Below are 19,165 nucleotides of genomic sequence, written 5' to 3'. Positions count from 1 at the left end.
CCCTACCATTTGAACGCGGCCGAGAGCTCATAGGTTCTGGGCGCGCCGAGCAGGATCTGGTCGGGATAGAACGGATCACCCCAGATCGCGTAACGCTTGTCGGCGATGTTGCGCACGCGGAAGGTCAGCCGGGCCTGATCGACCGCATTGAACACCGTCTTGGGAATGTCGACGAAGGCATAGACGTCCGCGACGGTGTAGGCCTTCAGTGTCACCACATTGGCATCGGTGTTGTAGCGATCACCGACATGGCGGCCGGTGATGCCGAGCTCCACCGGCCAGGGCGTGAAGAACCGATACGACGCACCGGCATTGGCCACGATGCGCGGCACGTTCGGCGGCGTATTGCCGGAGAACGAGCCGCCGACGAAATTGTAGTCGGCATAGCGCGCGTCGACATAGGCAATGTTGCCCCAGAGGCGAAGCGGGTCGATCGGGCGCACCGAGGCGGCGAGCTCGACGCCCTTCGATTCCTGCCGTCCGGCAATGTTGAGCAGCATGCCGCCCGCCGCAGCGTAGACGTTCTTGCGCAGGATGTCGTAGGCCGAGAATGACCACTCCGCCCGGTTGTCCCATAACAAATGCTTGACGCCTGTCTCGTAGGTGCGCGCGGTCGTCAGATCGAGCGGCTGGGTTGGCAGGAGCAGGAAAATGTTATTGGCCGCGACGTCCGCGCCGGTCGCGTACTGGCTGAAGAAGGTCAGGCCGGGAACGGCCTCCCAGGTGTAACCGATGCGGCCTGTCACCGGCGCCCAGTCCTTCGTGTACGGAAAGCCCGCCTTCTCCAGCCCGTTCTTGTCGGTCGAATTGCGATCGAGCCCGATATGCTCGACGCGCAGGCCGCCGATCAACGCAAAGCTGCGCGTCAGCTTCAACCGGTCCTCAAACGACAGCGCCTCGTTGTCGATGCGCGCGGTCTGTTGTTGTGTCGTGAGCAGGCCGTAATAGCCGCGATTGGGATCGACCAGCGAAACGGAATCGCCCGGGAAGTTTGCGGCGCCCGGCCTGACGAAATCGAGATAGCTCGACGACAATGTCGTGACCAGCCGGTTGTCGAAACCGGCGATGTTCGCATCCCAGACCAGGTCCGTGATGTTGCCGACGAGGCGCTGACTGTGTGCAACGTAGAAGCGCTCACGATCGACCAGGTTCGTGGCGGAGTTGTACGCCTGCACCTCGTTGTTGAACCACGTCCGCTCCGCGCCATAGCCGTAGGCCTGGCTCTTCAACGTCAGGTCGGGCGCCAGCTTCAGCTCGAAGCCGCCGCGGAGCCACACCTCCTGTGCGACATTGCGATTGTCCAGGACGTTGTAATTGGTGTTGAAGGTGCGGTCGTCGATGGTGACGGCACCGAGATTGGTTCCGTTGTAGTTCGAGACGTAATTGCCGGAGACGATCCCCGTCGTCGCATGCGAGCCGCTATAGGTCGCCGAAACCAGCGGCGCGCCCCAATAGGCCTTCGAGCGATCCTCGCGGTACTCGATCGCGCCCCAGACCTTGAGATTGTCGGAGATGCGGTAGTTGAGCTGGCCGGAGACATCGAGCGTCTTGGTGTTGGTGTCGTCGGCAAAGCCGTTGAGCGAGGAGCGGCTGACGTCGAAACGGTAGTCGAGGCCCTGAACGTTGGTGCTGCCGCCCGAACCGTAGTGGGCGCGGAAGGAGTTCAGGGAGTCCCAGGAGAAATCCGCCTCGTTCCGGATCGGCCCGGTGTGCGGCTGCTTGGTGACGAAGTTGATCGCGCCGCCGGCGGCGCCCTCGCCCGATATCAGCGAGGCCGGGCCTTTCAGGAATTCCACGGCCTCCAGATTGGCGGTGTCCATGATCCGCGAGGTCATGTTCTGCGGGCCGATCTTGATGCCGTTGTACAGCGTGTTGATCTGGCTGTTGGTGAAGCCGCGCATCGAGAAGGCCGCGGGCTCGGCCGGGTTGTCGCCGGAGGTGACGCCCACCGCGCCCTGCGCGACCTCGGAGACGGTGCGGTAGCCCTGCTCGCGCATGGTCTCGGCCGAGATCACCTCGACGGTCGCGGGCGTCTGTCGCACGGTCAGCCCGAGGCGCGAGGCGCTTTCCGCAACCGCGTTGCTGTTGAGCGGTGTTTGCTCGGCTGCCGCCGGCACGGCGGGCTTGGGCGCGGCCGGTGCGGCCGCCGGCCTGCGCACAGCTGCGCGGCGCGGGCCCTGCGCATCCCGGGCGGCGTGCCTCGCCTGTTTGCGGGATTGGGCGGGCGAGACCTCGACGGGCGGCAGCGGCTCGCGGGCCTGCTGCGCCAGTGCGGCAGATGGATCAAGAATGGCGAGGCATGTGAGCGCGGCGGATGCGAGCAGCAACGAGCGCGGTCGGACGATAAGGATGGACAACACGGTCTTGGACCTCGGTATGACGTCAGTGGCACGTCACCGCGAACCAAGGTCTCATCGTCCGGCTTGTCAGCCCTCCAATGAAGCCGAATGTCTGTACTCCCCGACCGACATCTTCGCGTGTGACCACGGCTGACGGCAGGTCTCCTGGCTCGCGGGTCGTGACCGCTTCGTCGCCTTCCCGGGACCGAGGACCCAGTGGCATCTGACGAAGGATTCACCGCTTACAGTTGCGGGGGCAGCCGCGGCATTGGGGACAACGTCCCCGCACCGCATTCCCTTTTCATCCCCTCTCGGGGGAAACCGTCGCAAGCATCTAGGATTACGATCAAGACAGAGTCAATGTGCAAGCTGCGGCGTTATTGCCACAGCAACCAACTTCCTTGGAGACAAGCATGGAAGGCGAGACCTTCCTCTGGCTGATAAGGCACGCCCCCGTCGGCGGCGTCAAAGGGACGATCCACGCCGCCGACGCGCCAGCCAATCTCGGCGACCGCTCACAACTGGAAGCGCTGCGGCAGCGCCTGCCGCGGGATTGCGAGAGCCATGCCAGCCCGGCACGACGTACCGTCGAAACAGCGCGCGCGCTGGGGCTGGATCCGCAGTTGGTCGACGAGTTCGGCGAGCAGGATTTTGGCGACTGGACCGGCCGCAAGCACGATGAGCTCGCCGCGACGGGCGGCGATGCCTACGCGCAATTCTGGAGCGATCCGGCTCACGCACGACCACCGGGGGGCGAAAGCTTTGAGGATCAGGTTGCCCGCGTTCGGCTGGGGCTGTCGCGGATCGGCCCGGGATCGGCAACCCTCGTCGTGCATTCCGGCACGATCCGCGCCGCACTGTGCATCGCGCTGGATCTTGCGCCGCAGGCAGCCCTGCGCTTCATGATCGATCCGCTGTCGCTCACCCGGATCGACCGCCTCTCGACCGGCTGGCGTGTCGTATCGGTCAATCAGCGCGTCGTGTGAGCCGGATCAGGCCGGGCGATCCGGCACATTGGCCTGCGCGAAGGTCGCCATGCCGTTGTGAAGGCTGCATGCGAGCCGCACCAGCGGCAGCGCGATGGCGGCGCCCGATCCCTCGCCAAGTCTGAGATCGAGGCTGATCAGCGGCTGCACGTTCAACGCGCGAAGCACGAGGCGATGCCCCTGCTCAGCCGATTGATGCGACGGCAACAGGAACGGCTGGCAGGATGGGTTGAGCCGCACAGCCGCCAGCGCCGCAACCGACACGATGAAGCCGTCGATCAGCACGGGAAGGCGGGCTTGCGCAGCCGCAATGATCGCGCCGCAGATCGCCGCGATCTCGAGGCCGCCGACGGCAGACAGGATTTTTTCAGGTGATGCACCCGCGGCACCATGATGTGCAATCGCAGCATCGATCACCCGCGCCTTGTCCGCCCGGCCGGCCGCATCGACGCCGGTGCCGCTTCCCGCGATCTCCTCGGCCCCCACGCCGAGCAAGCCCGCGGCGATCGCTGCCGAACTCGTGGTGTTGCCGATGCCCATCTCGCCGAAGATCAGAAGATCGGGCTGGCTGGCCCCAGCGCGCGAGACCGCGCGCTGGCCAGCTTCGAAAGCAAACGCCAACTCCGCGGGCGTAAGCGCAGCCTCGACGCTGAAATCGCGCGTGCCATTGCGCGGTTTGTCGGTGACGATGCCCGGCATCGTCTCTTGAGCCAGCGTGCCCGCATCGACGACTTCGAGGCTGGAGCCAAGCTCACGCGCCAGCACCGAGATCGCGGCGCCGCCGGATGCAAAATTCGCCATCATCGCGATGGTCACTCCTTGCGGATAGGCCGACACGCCTTGCGCGACGACGCCGTGATCACCGGCGAAGATGATGATCGGCACCCGTGCCGCGCGCGGCTGCTCGGTCGCTTGCAGGCCCGCAAGCTCGATCGCGAGCTGCTCGAGCCGGCCGAGCGCGCCGGTCGGCTTCGTCAGTTGCGCCTGCCGCGCGATCGCCGCGTCGTGATGGATCGCGGAGACATCGGGGCACTTTTGATAGACCCATTCGGGGAGCATGCTGCCTCGCTTACGGCCTGCGCTTGAGAATGTAGCTGTCCATGATCCAGCCGTGCCGCTCACGCGCCTCCTGCCGCAGCGCGACGATGCGCGGGCCGACTTCAGCGAGCGCGCCTGACATGATGATCTGATCGGGCATGCCGAGATAGGCCCCCCACCAGATGTGAAACCCGGCCGGATCGAGCGATTGAAACGCAGTGTCACCGTCGAGCATCACGACCACGGTATCGACGCCTTGTGGCCAGCCGCCTTCGCGCAGACGTCGTCCTGTCGTAACCAGGAACGGCTCGCCAATGTCGTTGAGCGGCAGCGCATGCGCCGCGCACAGCGTTTGGATCGAGGTGATGCCGGGGACGACCTCGATATCAGGCAAGGGATCGAGCCGCCGCGCAATGCGCAGCGAAGAGTCGTAGAGTGAGGGATCGCCCCAGATCAGCAGCGCGACCTTGCCGTCACTTCCGAGATGGCTGGCGATCGTCTGCGACCAGGTTGCGCCGACGGCGTCGTGCCAATCGTCCACGCCCTTGCGGTAGTCCGCTTCACCGGCGTCGCGCACGGGAAGATCGAATTCGGCGATACGCGTCTTGCCGCTGGTGAGCACATCCGCGCAAATCGTCCGCCTCAGATCGGCAAGATCGGATTTCGCGGTCCCCTTGCGCGGGATCAGGATGAGATCAGCCGCGTTGATGGCAGCGATCGCGGCGCGCGTAAGCTGCTCGGGATCGCCGCAACCGATGCCTATCAGGGAGAGCGTGAGCATCGCGCGTGCTGGGGCGGCCATGACGGCCGCCCCTTTGTCTCTCAAGCCGCGTTGTGCAGGCGCGGCGTGACGAGACCCGGCGCGGTGACGCCGCGCAGCGATTTCGCCAGCGCCAGCACACCGAGATCGGCCAGCGGCTCGATCACGATGACCAGCGCGTAGGAGGCCGCAAAGGTCGCGATGTTGACGAGGTTGGTCGCGCCGAAGCCGGAGCCATAGAGCGCCCAGAACGCGACCCAGGCGATGACGCCGGCCTGATACGTGGTCGACAGCGCCAGCGCCTGACGATAGCTGAGATCGACATAGGCGGTGTTGCGGGCAATGATCCGCGTGGCGATCGCCTGGATTCCAAACAGCGGCACCAGCAGCGTGGTGACGTTCATGCCGAATTGCGGCAGGTCGGGCGGCTCGAAGAAGATGCCTTGGAACAGCAGTCCGAACGCGAGGCCGAAGGCCGCGGGCGCGGCGCCGAACAGCAGGAACAGGGTCGAGCCGAGGATGAAGTGCACCTCGGAGACGCCGACCGGGAAGTGCGGCAGGATCTCGAAGAAGACGAACACAAGGCCCGTGGTGGCGAGCGTCCGCGCCGCGAACGACGTGATGCCCTGCTCGCGCACGGTCTCGACCGCGAGCTTCAGCGCAACGCCGCCGACGGCGATGCCTGTTGCGTAACTCAACACGATCTTGGCGCCCGAGACGACACCGGGTTCGATATGCATGGCTCAGTTCCTTCCTGCCGTCACACCCGACGGCCTTGGCCTCAAAACACGCACGGCCGGTCTCCTGGCTCGCGGTTCACTGGGGTTCTCCGGCCTTCCCGGACCTTGCGGTCCAGTGGCTGATCGGAGCCCCTCACCGCTTACAGTCGCGGGGGCGGCTGGGGTTTTGGGCGCCGCAACTGGGTCCGCCCATCCCCATTCCCGATTATGCTCCGGCGCTTTGCGCCGCCTCGAGCACCATGCCACTCCTGTGTGCCCCTTTCGCCAGCCGGGCGTCAAGGGCGGAAGGGTGATTGAAGCCATCATGACGGGTATTCTCCCGCCAGTGCGCCAAACAGGATCACAGCAGCCGTCGAGGCGGCCCCGCCCCGCGCAAGCTGCTCAGCAAGCTCGGCAATCGTGGTGCGGACCAGCCGCTCATCGGGGCGCCCCAGGGATTCGGCGACAAGCGCCGGGGTGTCTGGCGCCAAACCGTGCGCGATCAATTTTGCCACAAGCGCCGGAAAGGTGCGCCGGCCCATGTAGACCACGGTCGTCGCTTCCGGATCGGCCAGCGCCGCCCAGTTCAAATTCTGCGGCAGTTCGCCGGTGACGTCGGCCCCGGTCACGAACTGCACCCGCCGCGAGGTGTGGCGCCGCGTCAGGGGAATGCCGGCTTGCGCAGCGGCCACGCAGGCCGAGGTGACACCTGGGACGATCTCGTAGCCGATGCCGGCTTCGCGCAACGTCTCGAGCTCCTCCTCGAGCCGGCCGAAAATGCCAGCGTCGCCGGACTTGAGGCGGACGACGCGCGCGCCTGTCGCGGCATAGTCGACCAGCAGGCGGTTGACGTGGTGCTGCTTGGTCGAGGGCCGCCCGGCCCGCTTCCCCACCGCGACGAGATTGGCACCGGGACGGGCAAGATCGAGGATCGCGCCCGACGCGAGATCGTCATAGAGCACGACGTCGGCCTCCCGCAGCCGCGCGGCGCCCTTGAGCGTGAGAAGCTCGGGGTCGCCGGGGCCGGCGGAGACGAAGGAGACGAAACCGCTCACCGGTCCTCCGCGATCAGATGGAAGAACGTGCCGGTGGTATTGCCTCGGCGCGAACCGGTCTCGGCGATGACCGCGCCCGTCGCGTCGTGCACGACGGCGAGCGGCGTGTCGGGTTGGGCCAGAATGGTCGAATAGTGGAACTCGTGGCCACGCAGGCGCGCGCCGGCGCGATGTCCAGGCATTGGCTCTGCGAGCGCGGCGAGACGATAGCCCAGGTGCATGCGCCGTTTGGCAAAGCTCGTCTCCAGCCCGAGCAGGCCCGTCATGTCGTGACGAACGCCGTCGGCGTCGGTGAGGCCTGCGCCCAGCACCATATACCCTCCGCATTCGCCATGCACCGGGCGCGTTTCGGCAAAGGCGCGCAGTCCGCTGTGAAAGCGTGCATTGGCTGCGATCCTGCCGGCGTGCAGCTCGGGATAGCCACCGGGCAGCCAGCATACATCGGCGCTTGCATCGGGCGCCTCATCGGCAAGCGGCGAGAATGTCGTGATCTCGGCACCGGCCGCGCGCCAGGCTTCCAGCATATGCGGATAAACGAAGGAGAAGGCCGCATCGCGTGCGAGCGCGATGCGCTGGCCGGGCGGCGTCACGTTCAGGCCGTTCGCGGCAGGCTGCGGCGACCAGCTGGCGGCCGATTGCAGCACTGCATCGATTTCGACATGCTCGGCGACGAAACGCGCGGCCTCCTCGATCAGCTTGCCGATCTCCGCCTGCTCCTCGGCCTGCACCAGGCCGAGATGCCGCTTCGGCAGGCTGATCTCGGCATGACGCGGCAGCGCGCCGAACACGGCGATGCCGGCATCGTGGAGCGCACGCCGCACGAGATCTTCATGGCGCGAACTGGCAACGCGATTGAGCACGACACCGGCAAGGCGCACGCCGGGGCTATAATCGCGAAGGCCTGCGGCGATCGCGGCCGCCGTCTGCGCCTGTCCGGAGGGATCGATCACGAGAACCACCGGCCAGCCCAGCAATTCCGCAATGTCGGCGGTCGCACCGGTGCCGGAAACGCCGCGCGCGGCGACGCCGTCGAACAGGCCCATCGAGCCCTCGGCGAGCACGACATCGGCATCCGCGCCGCGGCTGACGAGATGGCCGATCGTCGCGTGATCCATCGCCCAACTATCGACATTGACGGAAGCGCGCCCCGTCGCGGCAGCATGAAAGGCGGGATCGATATAATCGGGCCCGCTCTTGAAGCACTGCACGTTCAAGCCGTGATTGCGCCAGGCACGCGCGAGCGCCAGCGTCAGCGTGGTCTTGCCGACGCCGGAGGCTGGCGCGGAGATGACGAGTCCTGCCGGCATCACGTCGCCTCCGGAAAGCGCGGCTCGGTACCAACAGGCCGATAGCGGCGGTCATAGTCGGCCGCATAGAGACGGCTCTCGTCAAAATCCGCAGCACCGAGCGTCTTGCCAACCAGGATGAGTGCAGTGCGCTCCATCTCAACTCCGACAGCGGCATCGAGCGTCGCCAGCGTGGCGCGGACGACGCGCTGGTCGGGCCAGCTCGCGCGCCAGACGACCGCAACCGGGCAGTCCGCGCCGTAATGCGGCGTGAGCTCGGCAACGACCTTGTCGAGCAGATGGATCGACAGATGGATCGCGAGCACCGCGCCGGTGGCGGCGAATGCGGCAAGCGTCTCGCCCTCGGGCATCGCGCTGGCGCGGCCGGGTGTGCGCGTCAGCACGACCGACTGAGCAAGGCCGGGTAACGTCAGCTCGGCCTCCAACGCAGCCGCGGCCGCCGAGAACGACGGAACGCCCGGTGTCACCGTATAGGGAATGCCGAGCGCGCGCAGGCGGCGGAGCTGCTCGCCCATCGCCGACCAGATCGAGAGATCGCCGGAATGCAGCCGGGCGACGTCCTTGCCTTCCGCGTGCGCGGCGGCGATCTCCGCGATGATCGCGTCGAGCGATAGCGGTGCGGTGTTGACGATCCGTGCACCCGGCGGGCAATGCGCCAACACGCCTTCGGGAACCAGCGAACCAGCATAGAGGCAGACCGGACAGGCCGCGATCAGGTCGCGGCCGCGCAATGTCAGTAGATCGGGAGCGCCCGGCCCGGCGCCGATGAAGTGCACCGTCATGCACCGTCTCCTTCGGCGATCGCGGCGGTCGCGGTGCGGTCCTGCGAGACCACCCGCGTCGTAATCAATCGTGCGCGAGGGCCAGCCGCGGCGAGCGCCGCCGCTTCGGCGATCGATCCCGTCCCGAACTTTCCCGCGACGAGTTTTGACTGCGTCGGCGTGTCGATGCCGGCCATCATTTCGGCCGGAACGGCTTTGATCGGCACACCGCATTCGCGCGCGAGCTGTTTCAGCACCTCCGCATCAGCCTTGTCGCTGACGGTCGCCACCGCCGCAAGGCCGTCGGGGCCGCCGGCTGCCAGCAGTGCCTCTCGCAACGAAGCCAGCGAAACATCCTTCTTGAATCCAAGTCCGGCGACCTTCATCGGACCACACTCCATTGCACCAGAGGTCGCGATGCCTCCCAGGACCTGTAGCGGCCAAGCGGAGCCGCATGTGCAATCTCCACCCGCATCAGCTCGCCGCCATGGCGCCGGTGCAGCTCACCGAGCAGCGCCTCCGTCTCCAACGTGACTGAATGTGCAACCAGCCGGGCACCCGACGCGAGCCGGGACCAGATCGCATCAAACATCGCACCATCGAGACCGCCGCCGATGAACACGGCATCCGGCGCTTCCAGAGCAGCAAGAGCTTCGGGCGCCGTCCCCGCAATGACGGTGATCCGATGCGCCAGCCCGAACGCCTCGGCATTGCTGCGGATATTGGCAGCCCGATCATCGCGCGCCTCGACGGCGATCGCCGTTCCGCCGCACAACGCCCATTCAACCGAGATCGAACCCGAGCCGGCGCCGATATCCCACAATCGTTCGCCGGGACATGGCGCCAGCGCCGAGAGCGCGAGCGCGCGCACCGGCCGCTTCGTGATCTGGCCGTCGTGGACGAAGAGATCGTCCGAAAGTCCCGAGCTGCGAGGAATGCCCTGCGCCCCCCTCGCCTCAATTGCCACCGCGATCAGGTTTCCAGCGAGATCACCCGCATAGCTATCGGCGCGATGCTCTGCAATGCTTTCGCGCGGCCCACCGAGTGCAGCAAGTGTCCAGAGGGTCGAGGTGCCCCATCCGCGCTCGCCCAGCCATTTCGCGAGATCGCCGGCAGCTTTGCCGTCGCGTACGAGACAGACGATCCGCGCGGCTCGCGCCAGATGCGGCACGAGGCGCTCAAACGGCGCAGCATGAAGCCCAAGGCATGTCATGGCTTCGAGGCGCCAGCCAAGCCGCGCGGCAACGTGTGAAAACGTCGAGAGCGCCGGATGCGCGGTCCACTCACTGGCGTCTAGCTTTTCGGCAAGGCCGGCACCGGCGCCGTACCAGAACGGATCACCGGAGGCGAGCACGGCTGTCGGCCGGCCGCGGCAGCTCAACACGACGTCTGCGTCGAACGGCACCGGCCACGGCCGGCCGCGACCACCCACATCAGCAAGCGCTAGATGCCGCTCGCCGCCAAAGACAGTTTCTGCCTTGGCGAGCGCCTTTCGGCTTGCCTCCGACAGCCCGGCAAGGCCATCTTCGCCGATACCGATGATGGTCAGCCAGGGATCAGCCATGACACGCGCCCTCATTCTGGGCGGGACGAGCGATGCGAGCCAGCTTGCGGTAGAGATCGCGCGCGCCGGGCTTGAGGCCGTCTATTCCTATGGCGGCCGCACCCGTGCGCCTGCCGATCAGCCGCTGCCGACCCGCATCGGCGGCTTCGGCGGCGTGAGCGGGCTTGCCGACTACATCCGCCAGGAGGGCATCACGCACGTGATCGACGCGACCCATCCCTTCGCCGCCGAGATGAGTCGCAACGCGGTCCGGGCGTGCAAGGAAACCGGCACGCCGCTGATCGCGCTCGAACGTGCGCCCTGGGACAAGATGTCCGGCGACGACTGGATCGAAGTCGCCGACGTCAACGCTGCGGCGACCGCGCTGCCGGAGACGCCGGCGAATGTGTTCCTCGCCATTGGTCGCCAGCATATCGCGCCGTTTGCGGCCAAACAGCAGCACGCCTACACATTGCGCTTCGTCGACCCGCCCGAAGCGCCGTTGCCCTTCCCGGCTGACGTGATCGTGTCGCGGGGACCATTCACGCTTGACGGCGAGCTCGATATGCTCCGCACGCGCGGCATCGCACGGATCGTCGCCCGCAATTCCGGCGGCGACGGTGCGCGCGCCAAGATCGATGCGGCCCGCATGCTTGGCCAGCCCGTGATCATGATCTCGCGGCCAAAGCTGCCCGAGCGGTTGCGGGTCGAAAGTGTCGCGGACGTCATGCAGTGGCTCGGTCATTCTGCCCGCCTCGGCGCATAGACCCAGCGTCCGACGCGGCGCGTCTGCGAATTGCCGACGATGACGAGCGTGCGCATGTCAGCCATCTCCGGCGTCGCGTCGTTCAGCGTGACGGTTTCGATCTTTTCGTCGGCGGCACTCACCGCGCGCGCAAAAATCACGAGGCGCTCGCCGCAGCCGGCTTCCTTCAGCACCGCGAGCGCGCGGCCAAATCCCTCCGGCCGGCTTGCCGAACGCGGATTATACATCGCAATCGCAAAATCGGCTTCTGCGGCCAGCCGCAGCCGCTTCTCGATCACAGCCCAGGGCTTGAGATTGTCGGAGAGATTGATCGCGCAGAAATCATGGCCGAGCGGCGCGCCGGCGCGCGCGGCCGCGGCCAGCATCGCGGTGATGCCAGGCAGCACGCGGATCGGCAGCGCCTGATATTGCGGCGCCTGTTCCAGCGCCTCGAACACCGCGGACGCCATCGCGAAGACGCCGGGATCGCCGGAGGAGACGACGACGACCTGGCCGCCTTCGGCCGCGAGTCGCAGTGCCTCGCTCGCGCGTTGCACTTCCTCGCGGTTGTCCGATGGATGCAACTTGAGGCCCGGTCGCGGCGGCACGCGCGAGACATAAGGCGCATAGCCCAGAATATCCGTCGCGGTCGCCAGCGCCGCGGACACCTCGGGCGTCACCAGCGCATCGCTCCCCGGCCCGAGGCCTGCGATGGTCAGCGTGCCCGTCATTCGGCGGCGTCCGGATGCCGGCCTTTGCCGTGCACGAGCACGATCGCGAAATAGGGACAGTCGGCGGCATCGATCCCGGCGAGGCGCAGCACGCGCTCGCCCGGCATGGTGCCGCGCTCGACCAGCCAGGCGTCGTCCAGCCGGCCCGCGGACGCGAGCGCACGGCGAACCTTTGCGAGATTGCGTCCGGTCTTCATGATGACCAGCGCATCGGAATCGCGCATGCGCCGTTCGAGCTCGGCTTCGGGAAGCGTCCCCATCAGCACCGTCGTCACGTCGTCGCCGAGCGCGATCGGCTGTCCCACGCTGTTCCAGCAGCCGACCATGCCGGGAATGCCCGCGATCACCTCGATCTCGACGCGGCCTTGCAGGCGCGTATGCAGATGCATGAAGGAGCCGTAGAAATAGGGATCGCCCTCGCAGAGCACGACGACGTCAACCGCGCGTGCCAGCCGCGCCAGCCGCTCGGCCCACTCGTCGTGGAAGCCGGCGAGCAGTTGGACATATTCCTGGCTGTCGAAAGCAATCTCGGTCGTGACAGGATATTCCATGGGATATTCGGTGACGTCGGCCGCCAGCATGCCCTCGACGATACGGCGCGCCTGTCCCGGCCGCCCCTTCTTGCGGAAATAGGCGACGTGCCTGGCGCCGCGCACGGTCCGGTCCGCGCGCACGCTCATCATGTCGGGATCACCAGGGCCAAGGCCGCAGCAGATGATGCGTCCCATCGCTACTCGCTCCGGCTCGCCAGCGCATTCACGGCAGCGACCGTGATCGCGGAGCCGCCGAGGCGGCCTTCGACGGTCAGCGCCGGCACCGGCGGATCGGCCATCAACGCAGCCTTGGATTCAGCCGCACCGACGAAACCCACCGGGCAGCCGATGATCGCCGCCGGCCGCGGGCAGTCGGGATCCTCCAGCATGTTGAGGAGGTGAAACAGCGCGGTCGGCGCGTTGCCGATCGCGACGATCGCGCCGCCGAGATGCGGCCGCCACAGCTCCAGCGCTGCGGCCGAACGCGTGTTGCGCATGGAGTGCGCGAGCGCTGGAACGGACTCGTCACTGAGCGTGCAGACGACGGCATTGGCCGCAGGCAATCTCGCGCGCGTAATTCCTTCCGAGACCATGCGCGCGTCGCACAGGATCGGTGCGCCCTTCTGCAAGGCCGCGCGCGCGGCGGTCGCCATGCCCGGCGTGAAGCGGATATGCGCCTCAAGGCCCACCATGCCCGCGGCATGGATCATGCGCACCACGACCTGCTCCTCGTCGGAGGTGAAGCGGGCAAGATCGGCCTCGGCGCGGATGGTCGCAAAGGATTGCCGGTAGATCGCCGCGCCGTCGGTTTCATAAGCGTACGGCATCAGTGCCCTCCCATCAGAATGGAGGGATTGCCGACGATGTCGTCGCGGTTCAAGCCGCGCAGGACGGGCTCGTCGCGGGTCGATCCGCCGCGGACGAGATCGAAGCCGGCGCCGGTTGCGACCAGCGTGATCGCAGCCGCGCCGGAATGGGCACAGCCCTTGGCGCAGCCGGAGACGTGAAGCCGTGCGGCCGAGCCGATGTTCGGCGCAAGCGCCGCCGCCAGCGCACGGGTATCGGCATGTGCCTGGCGGCAACGCGGCGCTCCGCTGCAAGCGATGACGCGCAGCGCCGGATCGTAGGCCTCGGCGATCAATCCGGCGGCGGACGGCATCGTCCGCTTGTCTTCGCTCAAGACCAGGCGCCAAGGCGTCATGCGCAGCGCATGTCCGCAACCGGCGAACTGGCTGAGCGTCGCATGCTGCATTTGCCCGAAGGCGACGCCGACCATCGCGCCTTGCGGATAAAGGCCGGGCCGCGCCGCGGCCATGATCGGCGCCGGCTCAGCCTCGCCGCGCAGCGCGTCAGGCAAGGCGCCGCCAGCGGCAAGATGCGCGGCCATGCGCCCTCGTCCGCCCTTGGCACCGCCAGATGTCACGAACCAATCGGCGAGCGCGAGTGCGGCGGTCACCGCCTCGCCGCGTCCGACGGGACAGCCGAGCCTGGCGCCATCGGCCCGCACCAGCAGCCCCCCGGCGCGATCGCGCTCGATCCGCACGTCCGCGGAATCGCCGGCGAGCACGCGCGAGGTGCCGTCATCGATCGCAAAGCCAAATTTGGTCGGAAGCGGCAGCGCGCATTGCTCGAGCGCCGCTTCGAGCTCGGCGGCGAGCGATTGGGTTTCGTCACCGACGCGCCAGAACGGCGTCACCAGAATGTTGCGACGGGATTCGGTCTCGGCGTCCGGATCGAGCAGCGCCAGTTGCGCGAGCCCGTCGAGCAGCAGCCGGTGGCTGGTGTCGCTGACGCCCCTGATCTGGAGATTGGCGCGGCTGGTCACGTCGATCAGGCCATTGCCATGGCGCTCGGCCAGATGCGCAAGCCCGGAGATCTGCGTCGCATCGAGCCGCCCGCCGAACGGACGCACACGGACCACCAGTCCATCGCCCGATTGCATCGGGCGCAATGCGCCGGGACACCAGCCCTTCACCGAAGCCGCGCTCATGACGCCTCCCGCAGCGCCGCCGCGATCGAATTGCGGCGCGTTCGCCAGAGTGAGGCCTCATGCAGGCGGGTGAAGCAGCTCTCCAGCGCGGCCAGTGCCGACGGATTTTCGCGGGCGATGAAGGCGCGGACGTCGTCATTGCCGAGCGTCGCATCATAGTAGAGGTCGAACAGATGCGGCGGCACGGCGCCGGCGAGATGGGCGAAGGCGGCCATGTGTTCGAGTGTCGCGGTGATCTCGGCGGCGCCGCGAAAACCATGGCGCATCATGCCGGCGATCCAGGCCGGATTGGCCGCGCGCGCGCGGACGACGCGAGAAATCTCTTCCGTCAGCGTCCGCGCATGCGGCTGCTCGGGACGCGTCGTATCGAGGTGATAGAGCGATGGTCCTGCAACGCCGAGATGGGCTGCCGCCGCCGCGACGCCCGCTTCATGGGCGGCATAATCGGCGGCGAGCAGAAGATCGGTTTCCGGCAGGTCCTGGAGATGCACGAACGCATCCGCAGATGCGAGCCGCCGTTCGATGCCGGCGCGATCCTGCCTGATCTCGCCATCGGCGGAGAACGCCCAGGACGATGCCGACAGCCAGGCCTCGCCCGCGGCGTCCCGCGTCTCGGGCGTGAAGGCATCGGGGATCGCCGAGAGGCCGACGCCATATTGCCCGGGACGCGGCGCGAACACGCGGGAGGCGCGGTGACGGTACGGATTTTCGTCGCCCTCGTCCTCGCGGCCCGCGAGCGCTTCGGCGGCGGCCTCGAACAATTGCGCCAGACCTGAGAAGACATCGCGGAACAGGCCCGACACGCGCAGCGTGACGTCGATGCGAGGGCGGCCGAGCTCGGCCGGCGCGATGATGTCGTAGCCGGTGACGCGGCCGGAGGCGTGATCCCAGCGCGGCGCGAGGCCGGCCAGATGCAGCGCCATCGCGAACTCCTCGCCCGCTGTGCGCATCGTCGCCGAGCCCCAGAGATCGACGACGAGGCCCTTCGGCCAGTCGCCGTGATCCTGCAAGTGGCGGCGGAGCAGCTCTTCGGCCAGTTTTATCCCCTGCGCATGTGCCGACGGCGTCGGCACCGCACGGGGATCGACGGCAAAGAGATTGCGCCCCGTCGGCAGCACGTCCTGGCGCCCGCGATAGGGTGAGCCGGACGGACCCGGCGCGACGCGTTGCCCCGCAAGAGCAGCCCGCAACGCGGTCCGCTCGGCATCGCCGCAGGAGCCGCGACCGAACACATGCAGGCCGTCGCCGAACTGGCTTTCCTTGAGATCGCAGACGAAGCGGTCGAGGCGCGGGATCGCTTCGGCCGGCGCAGCTGAAGCATCGAGGCCGAGATCGTCCTCCAGGCCGGCGACGCGGGCTTCTTCACGGATCGCAGCAACCAGCCGCTGGCGGCGGGCGGGATCGAGACCGTCAGCGGTCGAATATTCGTCGAGGAGCTGCTCAAGCCGACGCAGGCCCTCGGGTACAGCGGATGCTGCAAGCGGCGGCGGCAGATGGCCGATCGTGACGGCACCCAAGCGCCGCTTGGCCTGCGCAGCCTCGCCGGGATCGTTGACGATGAAAGGGTAGATGACAGGGAGATCACCGATCAGCGCTTCCGGCCAGCAGCTGGAGGACAGTGCTACCGATTTTCCCGGCAGCCATTCCAGCGTGCCATGTGCGCCCATGTGCACGACAGCATCGATGGCCTGCTCGCGGAGCCAGAGATGGAACGCGACATAGGCATGCCGCGGCGTGCGGGCGAGATCGTGATAGTCGGAATCGCGCGTGGTCGCATCGCCGCGCTCGGGCTGGACCGCGATGATCGATTGTCCGCAAGCGATGGCAGCGAAGTGGAACGAACCATTGCGGCAGCTCGGATCGTTCTCCGGCGAGCCCCAGGCCTGCGCGAGGTCATCCTGCAAGGACTGCGGCAGGCGCGACAGCGCCGCGCGGTAATCGGCAATGCTCCAGGTCAGTTGCTGCTTGAGCAGCGTCTGTCCGAGCGCCTGAACCGGCGCAACACCAAAGCCGGCCTCCGCCATGTCGGACACCAAGGCCTCGACTGAAGCCAACGCATCGAGCCCAACCGCATGCGCGATCTGATGTGGACGGCCTGGATAGTTCGAGAGCACGATCGCCACCCGCTTCTCGCTGGCCGCCGTCTCCGCGAGCCGTCGCCAGGCCGCGACGCGCGCGGCGACAGCTTTCACACGCTTCTCATCGGCCCGGTGCGCGAGATGCGAAAATTGCAGGTCGGGATCGCGCACCGCCGCCGACTTGAAACTCACCACACCCGCGAACAGGCGGCCATCGACCTCGGGCAGCACCACGTGCATCGCAAGATCGCCGGGCGACAGGCCACGCAGCGATTCCGCCCAATCCTCACGCCGCGCCGTGGAGAGCGCGACCTGGAACACCGGACACGGTGCAGCGTCGAACGGTGTCGTGCCATCATCGCCCATCGCCGAGAACGCCGTTGCATTGACGATCGCGGCCGGCGGATTTTTCGCAAGATGCTCTCGGAGCCAATCAGCCACGTCCGGAGCCTTCAGCGAGGCGACGAACACGCCATACGCGTCAAACCCCTTCTCGCGCAGCGCGGCGATCAGGGCATCGACCGGGCCGGTATCCGCGGCGGTGAGATAGGAGCGGTAGAACGTCACGAGCGCGCGGGGCTTTGCATCGCTCCCCGGCGGCGCAGCAATGACGCCGCGCGCGGGATCGTAAAAGTCCATCTCGGGCACGGTCGTCTCGCCGACGACCGGACCGGCATAGAGCCCCGAGGCCAACGCAAGCTGCGCGATCGCGGCCTGGGCTGCGACAGGGCCGCCCGTGTCACAGAGCACCTTGAGCCGCCGCAATGTCGAGACCGGCAATGTCGAATAAGCGTCCAGCCGCTCGTCGTCGCGGCCGTCGGCCGGCAGAACGGCCAGCACGATACCGCGCGCCTTCGCCAGTTGCTGGAGCGCCGCAAGCCCGTACGGCCAGTAGGACTCACCGCCGATCAATCGGACCAGAATGCCGCGCGCCTGTGACAGCGTGCGCTCGATATAGGTGTCGACCGAAAGCGGATGGCGTAGTTCCGCAAGATTGGCGAGCCGCAGCGACGGCAGACTGCTGCGGCCACGCCGCCAGCCCGCCGCGAACGCCGCAAGGTCGGAATCCGAGTACGAGAGCACCACGAGATCGGCCGGGTCCTGGCCGATGTCCCTTGGCGTCGCGGTCTCCTCGAGACCGCGGCTCTCGCGGAAGACGACGTGCATCAGACACCAAGCCCCGCTTTGATCGCGGCCTCATCGATATCGCCGTGCTCGCCGATCACGACGAGCTTCGACTGGCGGCTGCCTCCGCCCCAGGGCTTGTCGAACTGGTGGCGCACGCGCTCGCCGACCGCTTGCAGCAACAGGCGCATCGGCTTGCCTGTCACCGCGATATAGCCCTTGACGCGCAGCACGTTCTGCTCGCGCGAAAGACGCTGCACCGAGGCGACCAGCGCATCGATGTCGGTGATTTCAGGAAGATCGATCACGACGGAGGCGAAATCGTCGTGCTCGTGATCCTCCTCGCCATCGTGATGCGAGGGCCGCGCGGCGAGATCGTTTTCCGCCGCCGCGCCAAGACCGAGAATCACGCGCGCATCGATCGCGCCGTCGGTGACGGACAGCATCGGCACGCGGCGCGGCATCTCGGCGGTGATGGCGGCCTTGGCGGCTTCAAGTCCCGCAGCGCCGGCAAGGTCGGCTTTGGTCAGCAGTACGATATCGGCACAGGCGATCTGGTCCTCGAACACTTCCGACAGCGGTGTCTCGTGATCGAGATTTTCGTCCGCCGCGCGTTGCGCTTCGACGGCAGCCGGATCGGGCGCGAAGCGGCCTGCGGCGACAGCCTCGGCATCGGCCAGCGCGATCACACCGTCGACCGTGATGCGAGAGCGGATCTCCGGCCAGTCGAACGCCTTCAGCAGCGGCTTGGGCAACGCCAGACCCGAGGTCTCGATCAGGATGTGATCGGGCCGCACCGGGCGCGCCAGCAGCTTTTCCATGGTCGGAATGAAATCATCGGCAACGGTGCAGCAGATGCAGCCATTGGCAAGCTCGATAATGTTCTCTTCCGGGCAGTTCGCATCGGCGCAGGATTTCAGGATCTCGCCGTCGACGCCTTCACTGCCGAACTCGTTGACCAGCACCGCGAGCTTCTTGCCGTCAGGATTGGCGAGCAGATGCTGGATCAGCGTGGTCTTGCCGGAGCCGAGAAACCCCGTGACCACCGTCACAGGGACTTTTGCGAGCGAGTTCATTCGGCGGCCTCCGGCAACGCGGCAATGGGGGGAATGCGGGCAAGCGACTGCTTGCGGAAGATTTCGGGACGGCTGCGCCAGGGCACGAGACCGTCGGGCGCGGCCGCATAGGCTGCGGCGCCTGCGACCACGTCGCTCGCATTTGCGTCCGAGAGGCGGCCGTAGACATAAGACCAGCGGCCGGGTGCGCTGAGCGCGACGGAGCAGCCCTGGCTGCATGCAGACAGGCATTCGACGGGAACCACGCTGACGCCTTCGGGCACGCCCGCCTCGAGGATCGCGCCATGCAAGCGCTTGCCCGGTGTAGCCTCGCCCTCGCCAGGCGTCTCGCCGGCGCGGCAGGTGATGCAGACGTGAAGTGTGACGGTCATCGCCTCTT

18 protein-coding genes and 2 riboswitches are annotated in these 19,165 nt (G+C 67.2%); of the genes, 2 read left to right on the top strand and 16 right to left on the bottom strand.

Going from position 1 to position 19,165, the window contains the following annotated elements:
• Positions 1 to 2: 2 nt before the first annotated feature.
• A complete protein-coding gene (locus PMI42_RS39720) occupies positions 3 to 2,360 on the bottom strand; it encodes a TonB-dependent receptor (RefSeq protein WP_008138265.1) in 2,358 nt (785 codons plus the stop codon).
• A 117-nt stretch (positions 2,361 to 2,477) separates the two neighbouring features.
• Positions 2,478 to 2,680: riboswitch (cobalamin riboswitch) on the bottom strand.
• Positions 2,681 to 2,752: 72 nt separating this feature from the next.
• On the opposite strand from PMI42_RS39720, the gene PMI42_RS22455 reads away from it, so the two are divergent.
• A complete protein-coding gene (locus PMI42_RS22455) occupies positions 2,753 to 3,325 on the top strand; it encodes a histidine phosphatase family protein (protein ID WP_008138263.1) in 573 nt (190 codons plus the stop codon).
• 6 nt (positions 3,326 to 3,331) lie between these two features.
• Here PMI42_RS22455 and cobT read toward each other — a convergent pair whose 3' ends face one another.
• From cobT to PMI42_RS22415, 8 genes are all read right to left on the bottom strand, one after another.
• Positions 3,332 to 4,384, bottom strand: a complete 1,053-nt coding sequence (cobT, locus tag PMI42_RS22450) for a nicotinate-nucleotide--dimethylbenzimidazole phosphoribosyltransferase (RefSeq protein ID WP_008138261.1) — start codon at positions 4,382 to 4,384, stop codon at positions 3,332 to 3,334.
• 10 nt (positions 4,385 to 4,394) lie between these two features.
• The gene (gene cobF, locus PMI42_RS22445; protein ID WP_035966358.1) at positions 4,395 to 5,144 is read right to left on the bottom strand and encodes a precorrin-6A synthase (deacetylating); all 750 of its coding nucleotides are present in this window, start codon (positions 5,142 to 5,144) and stop codon (positions 4,395 to 4,397) included.
• A gap of 41 nt (positions 5,145 to 5,185) precedes the next feature.
• On the bottom strand, positions 5,186 to 5,863 hold the full coding sequence (locus PMI42_RS22440; protein WP_008138256.1) for an energy-coupling factor ABC transporter permease: 678 nt from the start codon (positions 5,861 to 5,863) through the stop codon (positions 5,186 to 5,188).
• Between the two features lie 37 nt (positions 5,864 to 5,900).
• Positions 5,901 to 6,120, bottom strand: a riboswitch (cobalamin riboswitch).
• Positions 6,121 to 6,165: 45 nt separating this feature from the next.
• Entirely contained in the window at positions 6,166 to 6,897 is a 732-nt protein-coding gene (gene cobA, locus PMI42_RS22435; protein WP_008138254.1) for a uroporphyrinogen-III C-methyltransferase, read from the bottom strand.
• Entirely contained in the window at positions 6,894 to 8,204 is a 1,311-nt protein-coding gene (locus tag PMI42_RS22430) for a cobyrinic acid a,c-diamide synthase CobB (RefSeq protein ID WP_008138253.1), read from the bottom strand. The genes cobA and PMI42_RS22430 overlap by 4 nt, the downstream gene beginning before the upstream one ends.
• Entirely contained in the window at positions 8,204 to 8,986 is a 783-nt protein-coding gene (gene cobM / locus PMI42_RS22425) for a precorrin-4 C(11)-methyltransferase (protein WP_008138250.1), read from the bottom strand. Before cobM ends, PMI42_RS22430 begins: the two co-directional genes overlap by 1 nt.
• Positions 8,983 to 9,351: a cobalamin biosynthesis protein gene (locus tag PMI42_RS22420; RefSeq protein ID WP_008138247.1), complete on the bottom strand. Its 369-nt coding sequence runs from the start codon at positions 9,349 to 9,351 to the stop codon at positions 8,983 to 8,985. Before PMI42_RS22420 ends, cobM begins: the two co-directional genes overlap by 4 nt.
• On the bottom strand, positions 9,348 to 10,529 hold the full coding sequence (locus PMI42_RS22415) for a bifunctional cobalt-precorrin-7 (C(5))-methyltransferase/cobalt-precorrin-6B (C(15))-methyltransferase (RefSeq protein WP_035966356.1): 1,182 nt from the start codon (positions 10,527 to 10,529) through the stop codon (positions 9,348 to 9,350). Before PMI42_RS22415 ends, PMI42_RS22420 begins: the two co-directional genes overlap by 4 nt.
• Between PMI42_RS22415 and PMI42_RS22410 the strand changes: the two genes are divergently transcribed.
• Positions 10,528 to 11,274 carry a cobalt-precorrin-6A reductase gene (locus tag PMI42_RS22410; RefSeq protein WP_008138242.1) on the top strand — a complete coding sequence of 249 codons (747 nt, stop codon included), beginning with the start codon at positions 10,528 to 10,530 and terminating at the stop codon, positions 11,272 to 11,274. The genes PMI42_RS22415 and PMI42_RS22410 overlap by 2 nt on opposite strands.
• Here PMI42_RS22410 and cobJ read toward each other — a convergent pair.
• From cobJ to PMI42_RS22375, 7 genes are read right to left on the bottom strand one after another with little or no spacing between them, the layout of a single operon-like run.
• Positions 11,250 to 11,984 (bottom strand): precorrin-3B C(17)-methyltransferase, encoded by a 735-nt coding sequence (cobJ, locus tag PMI42_RS22405; protein ID WP_008138240.1) that lies wholly within the window; start codon positions 11,982 to 11,984, stop codon positions 11,250 to 11,252. The genes PMI42_RS22410 and cobJ overlap by 25 nt on opposite strands.
• A complete protein-coding gene (locus PMI42_RS22400) occupies positions 11,981 to 12,712 on the bottom strand; it encodes a precorrin-2 C(20)-methyltransferase (protein ID WP_008138238.1) in 732 nt (243 codons plus the stop codon). The genes cobJ and PMI42_RS22400 overlap by 4 nt, the downstream gene beginning before the upstream one ends.
• A gap of 2 nt (positions 12,713 to 12,714) precedes the next feature.
• Complete coding sequence (locus PMI42_RS22395; RefSeq protein ID WP_008138236.1) at positions 12,715 to 13,344, bottom strand: precorrin-8X methylmutase; 630 nt, start codon at positions 13,342 to 13,344, stop codon at positions 12,715 to 12,717.
• Entirely contained in the window at positions 13,344 to 14,507 is a 1,164-nt protein-coding gene (cobG, locus tag PMI42_RS22390) for a precorrin-3B synthase (RefSeq protein WP_008138234.1), read from the bottom strand. Before cobG ends, PMI42_RS22395 begins: the two co-directional genes overlap by 1 nt.
• Positions 14,504 to 17,752: a cobaltochelatase subunit CobN gene (cobN, locus tag PMI42_RS22385; RefSeq protein ID WP_008138230.1), complete on the bottom strand. Its 3,249-nt coding sequence runs from the start codon at positions 17,750 to 17,752 to the stop codon at positions 14,504 to 14,506. Before cobN ends, cobG begins: the two co-directional genes overlap by 4 nt.
• Positions 17,752 to 18,786 (bottom strand): cobalamin biosynthesis protein CobW, encoded by a 1,035-nt coding sequence (gene cobW, locus PMI42_RS22380; protein WP_008138228.1) that lies wholly within the window; start codon positions 18,784 to 18,786, stop codon positions 17,752 to 17,754. The genes cobN and cobW overlap by 1 nt, the downstream gene beginning before the upstream one ends.
• Entirely contained in the window at positions 18,783 to 19,157 is a 375-nt protein-coding gene (locus tag PMI42_RS22375; protein WP_008138227.1) for a DUF1636 family protein, read from the bottom strand. Before PMI42_RS22375 ends, cobW begins: the two co-directional genes overlap by 4 nt.
• Between the last annotated feature and the right edge of the window lie 8 nt (positions 19,158 to 19,165).

The sequence above is a fragment of the Bradyrhizobium sp. YR681 genome, from assembly GCF_000282615.1.
Lineage (GTDB): Bacteria > Pseudomonadota > Alphaproteobacteria > Rhizobiales > Xanthobacteraceae > Bradyrhizobium.
The sequence above is the reverse complement of the archived record's forward strand: the minus strand, read 5'-3'. Positions and strand labels throughout refer to the sequence as shown.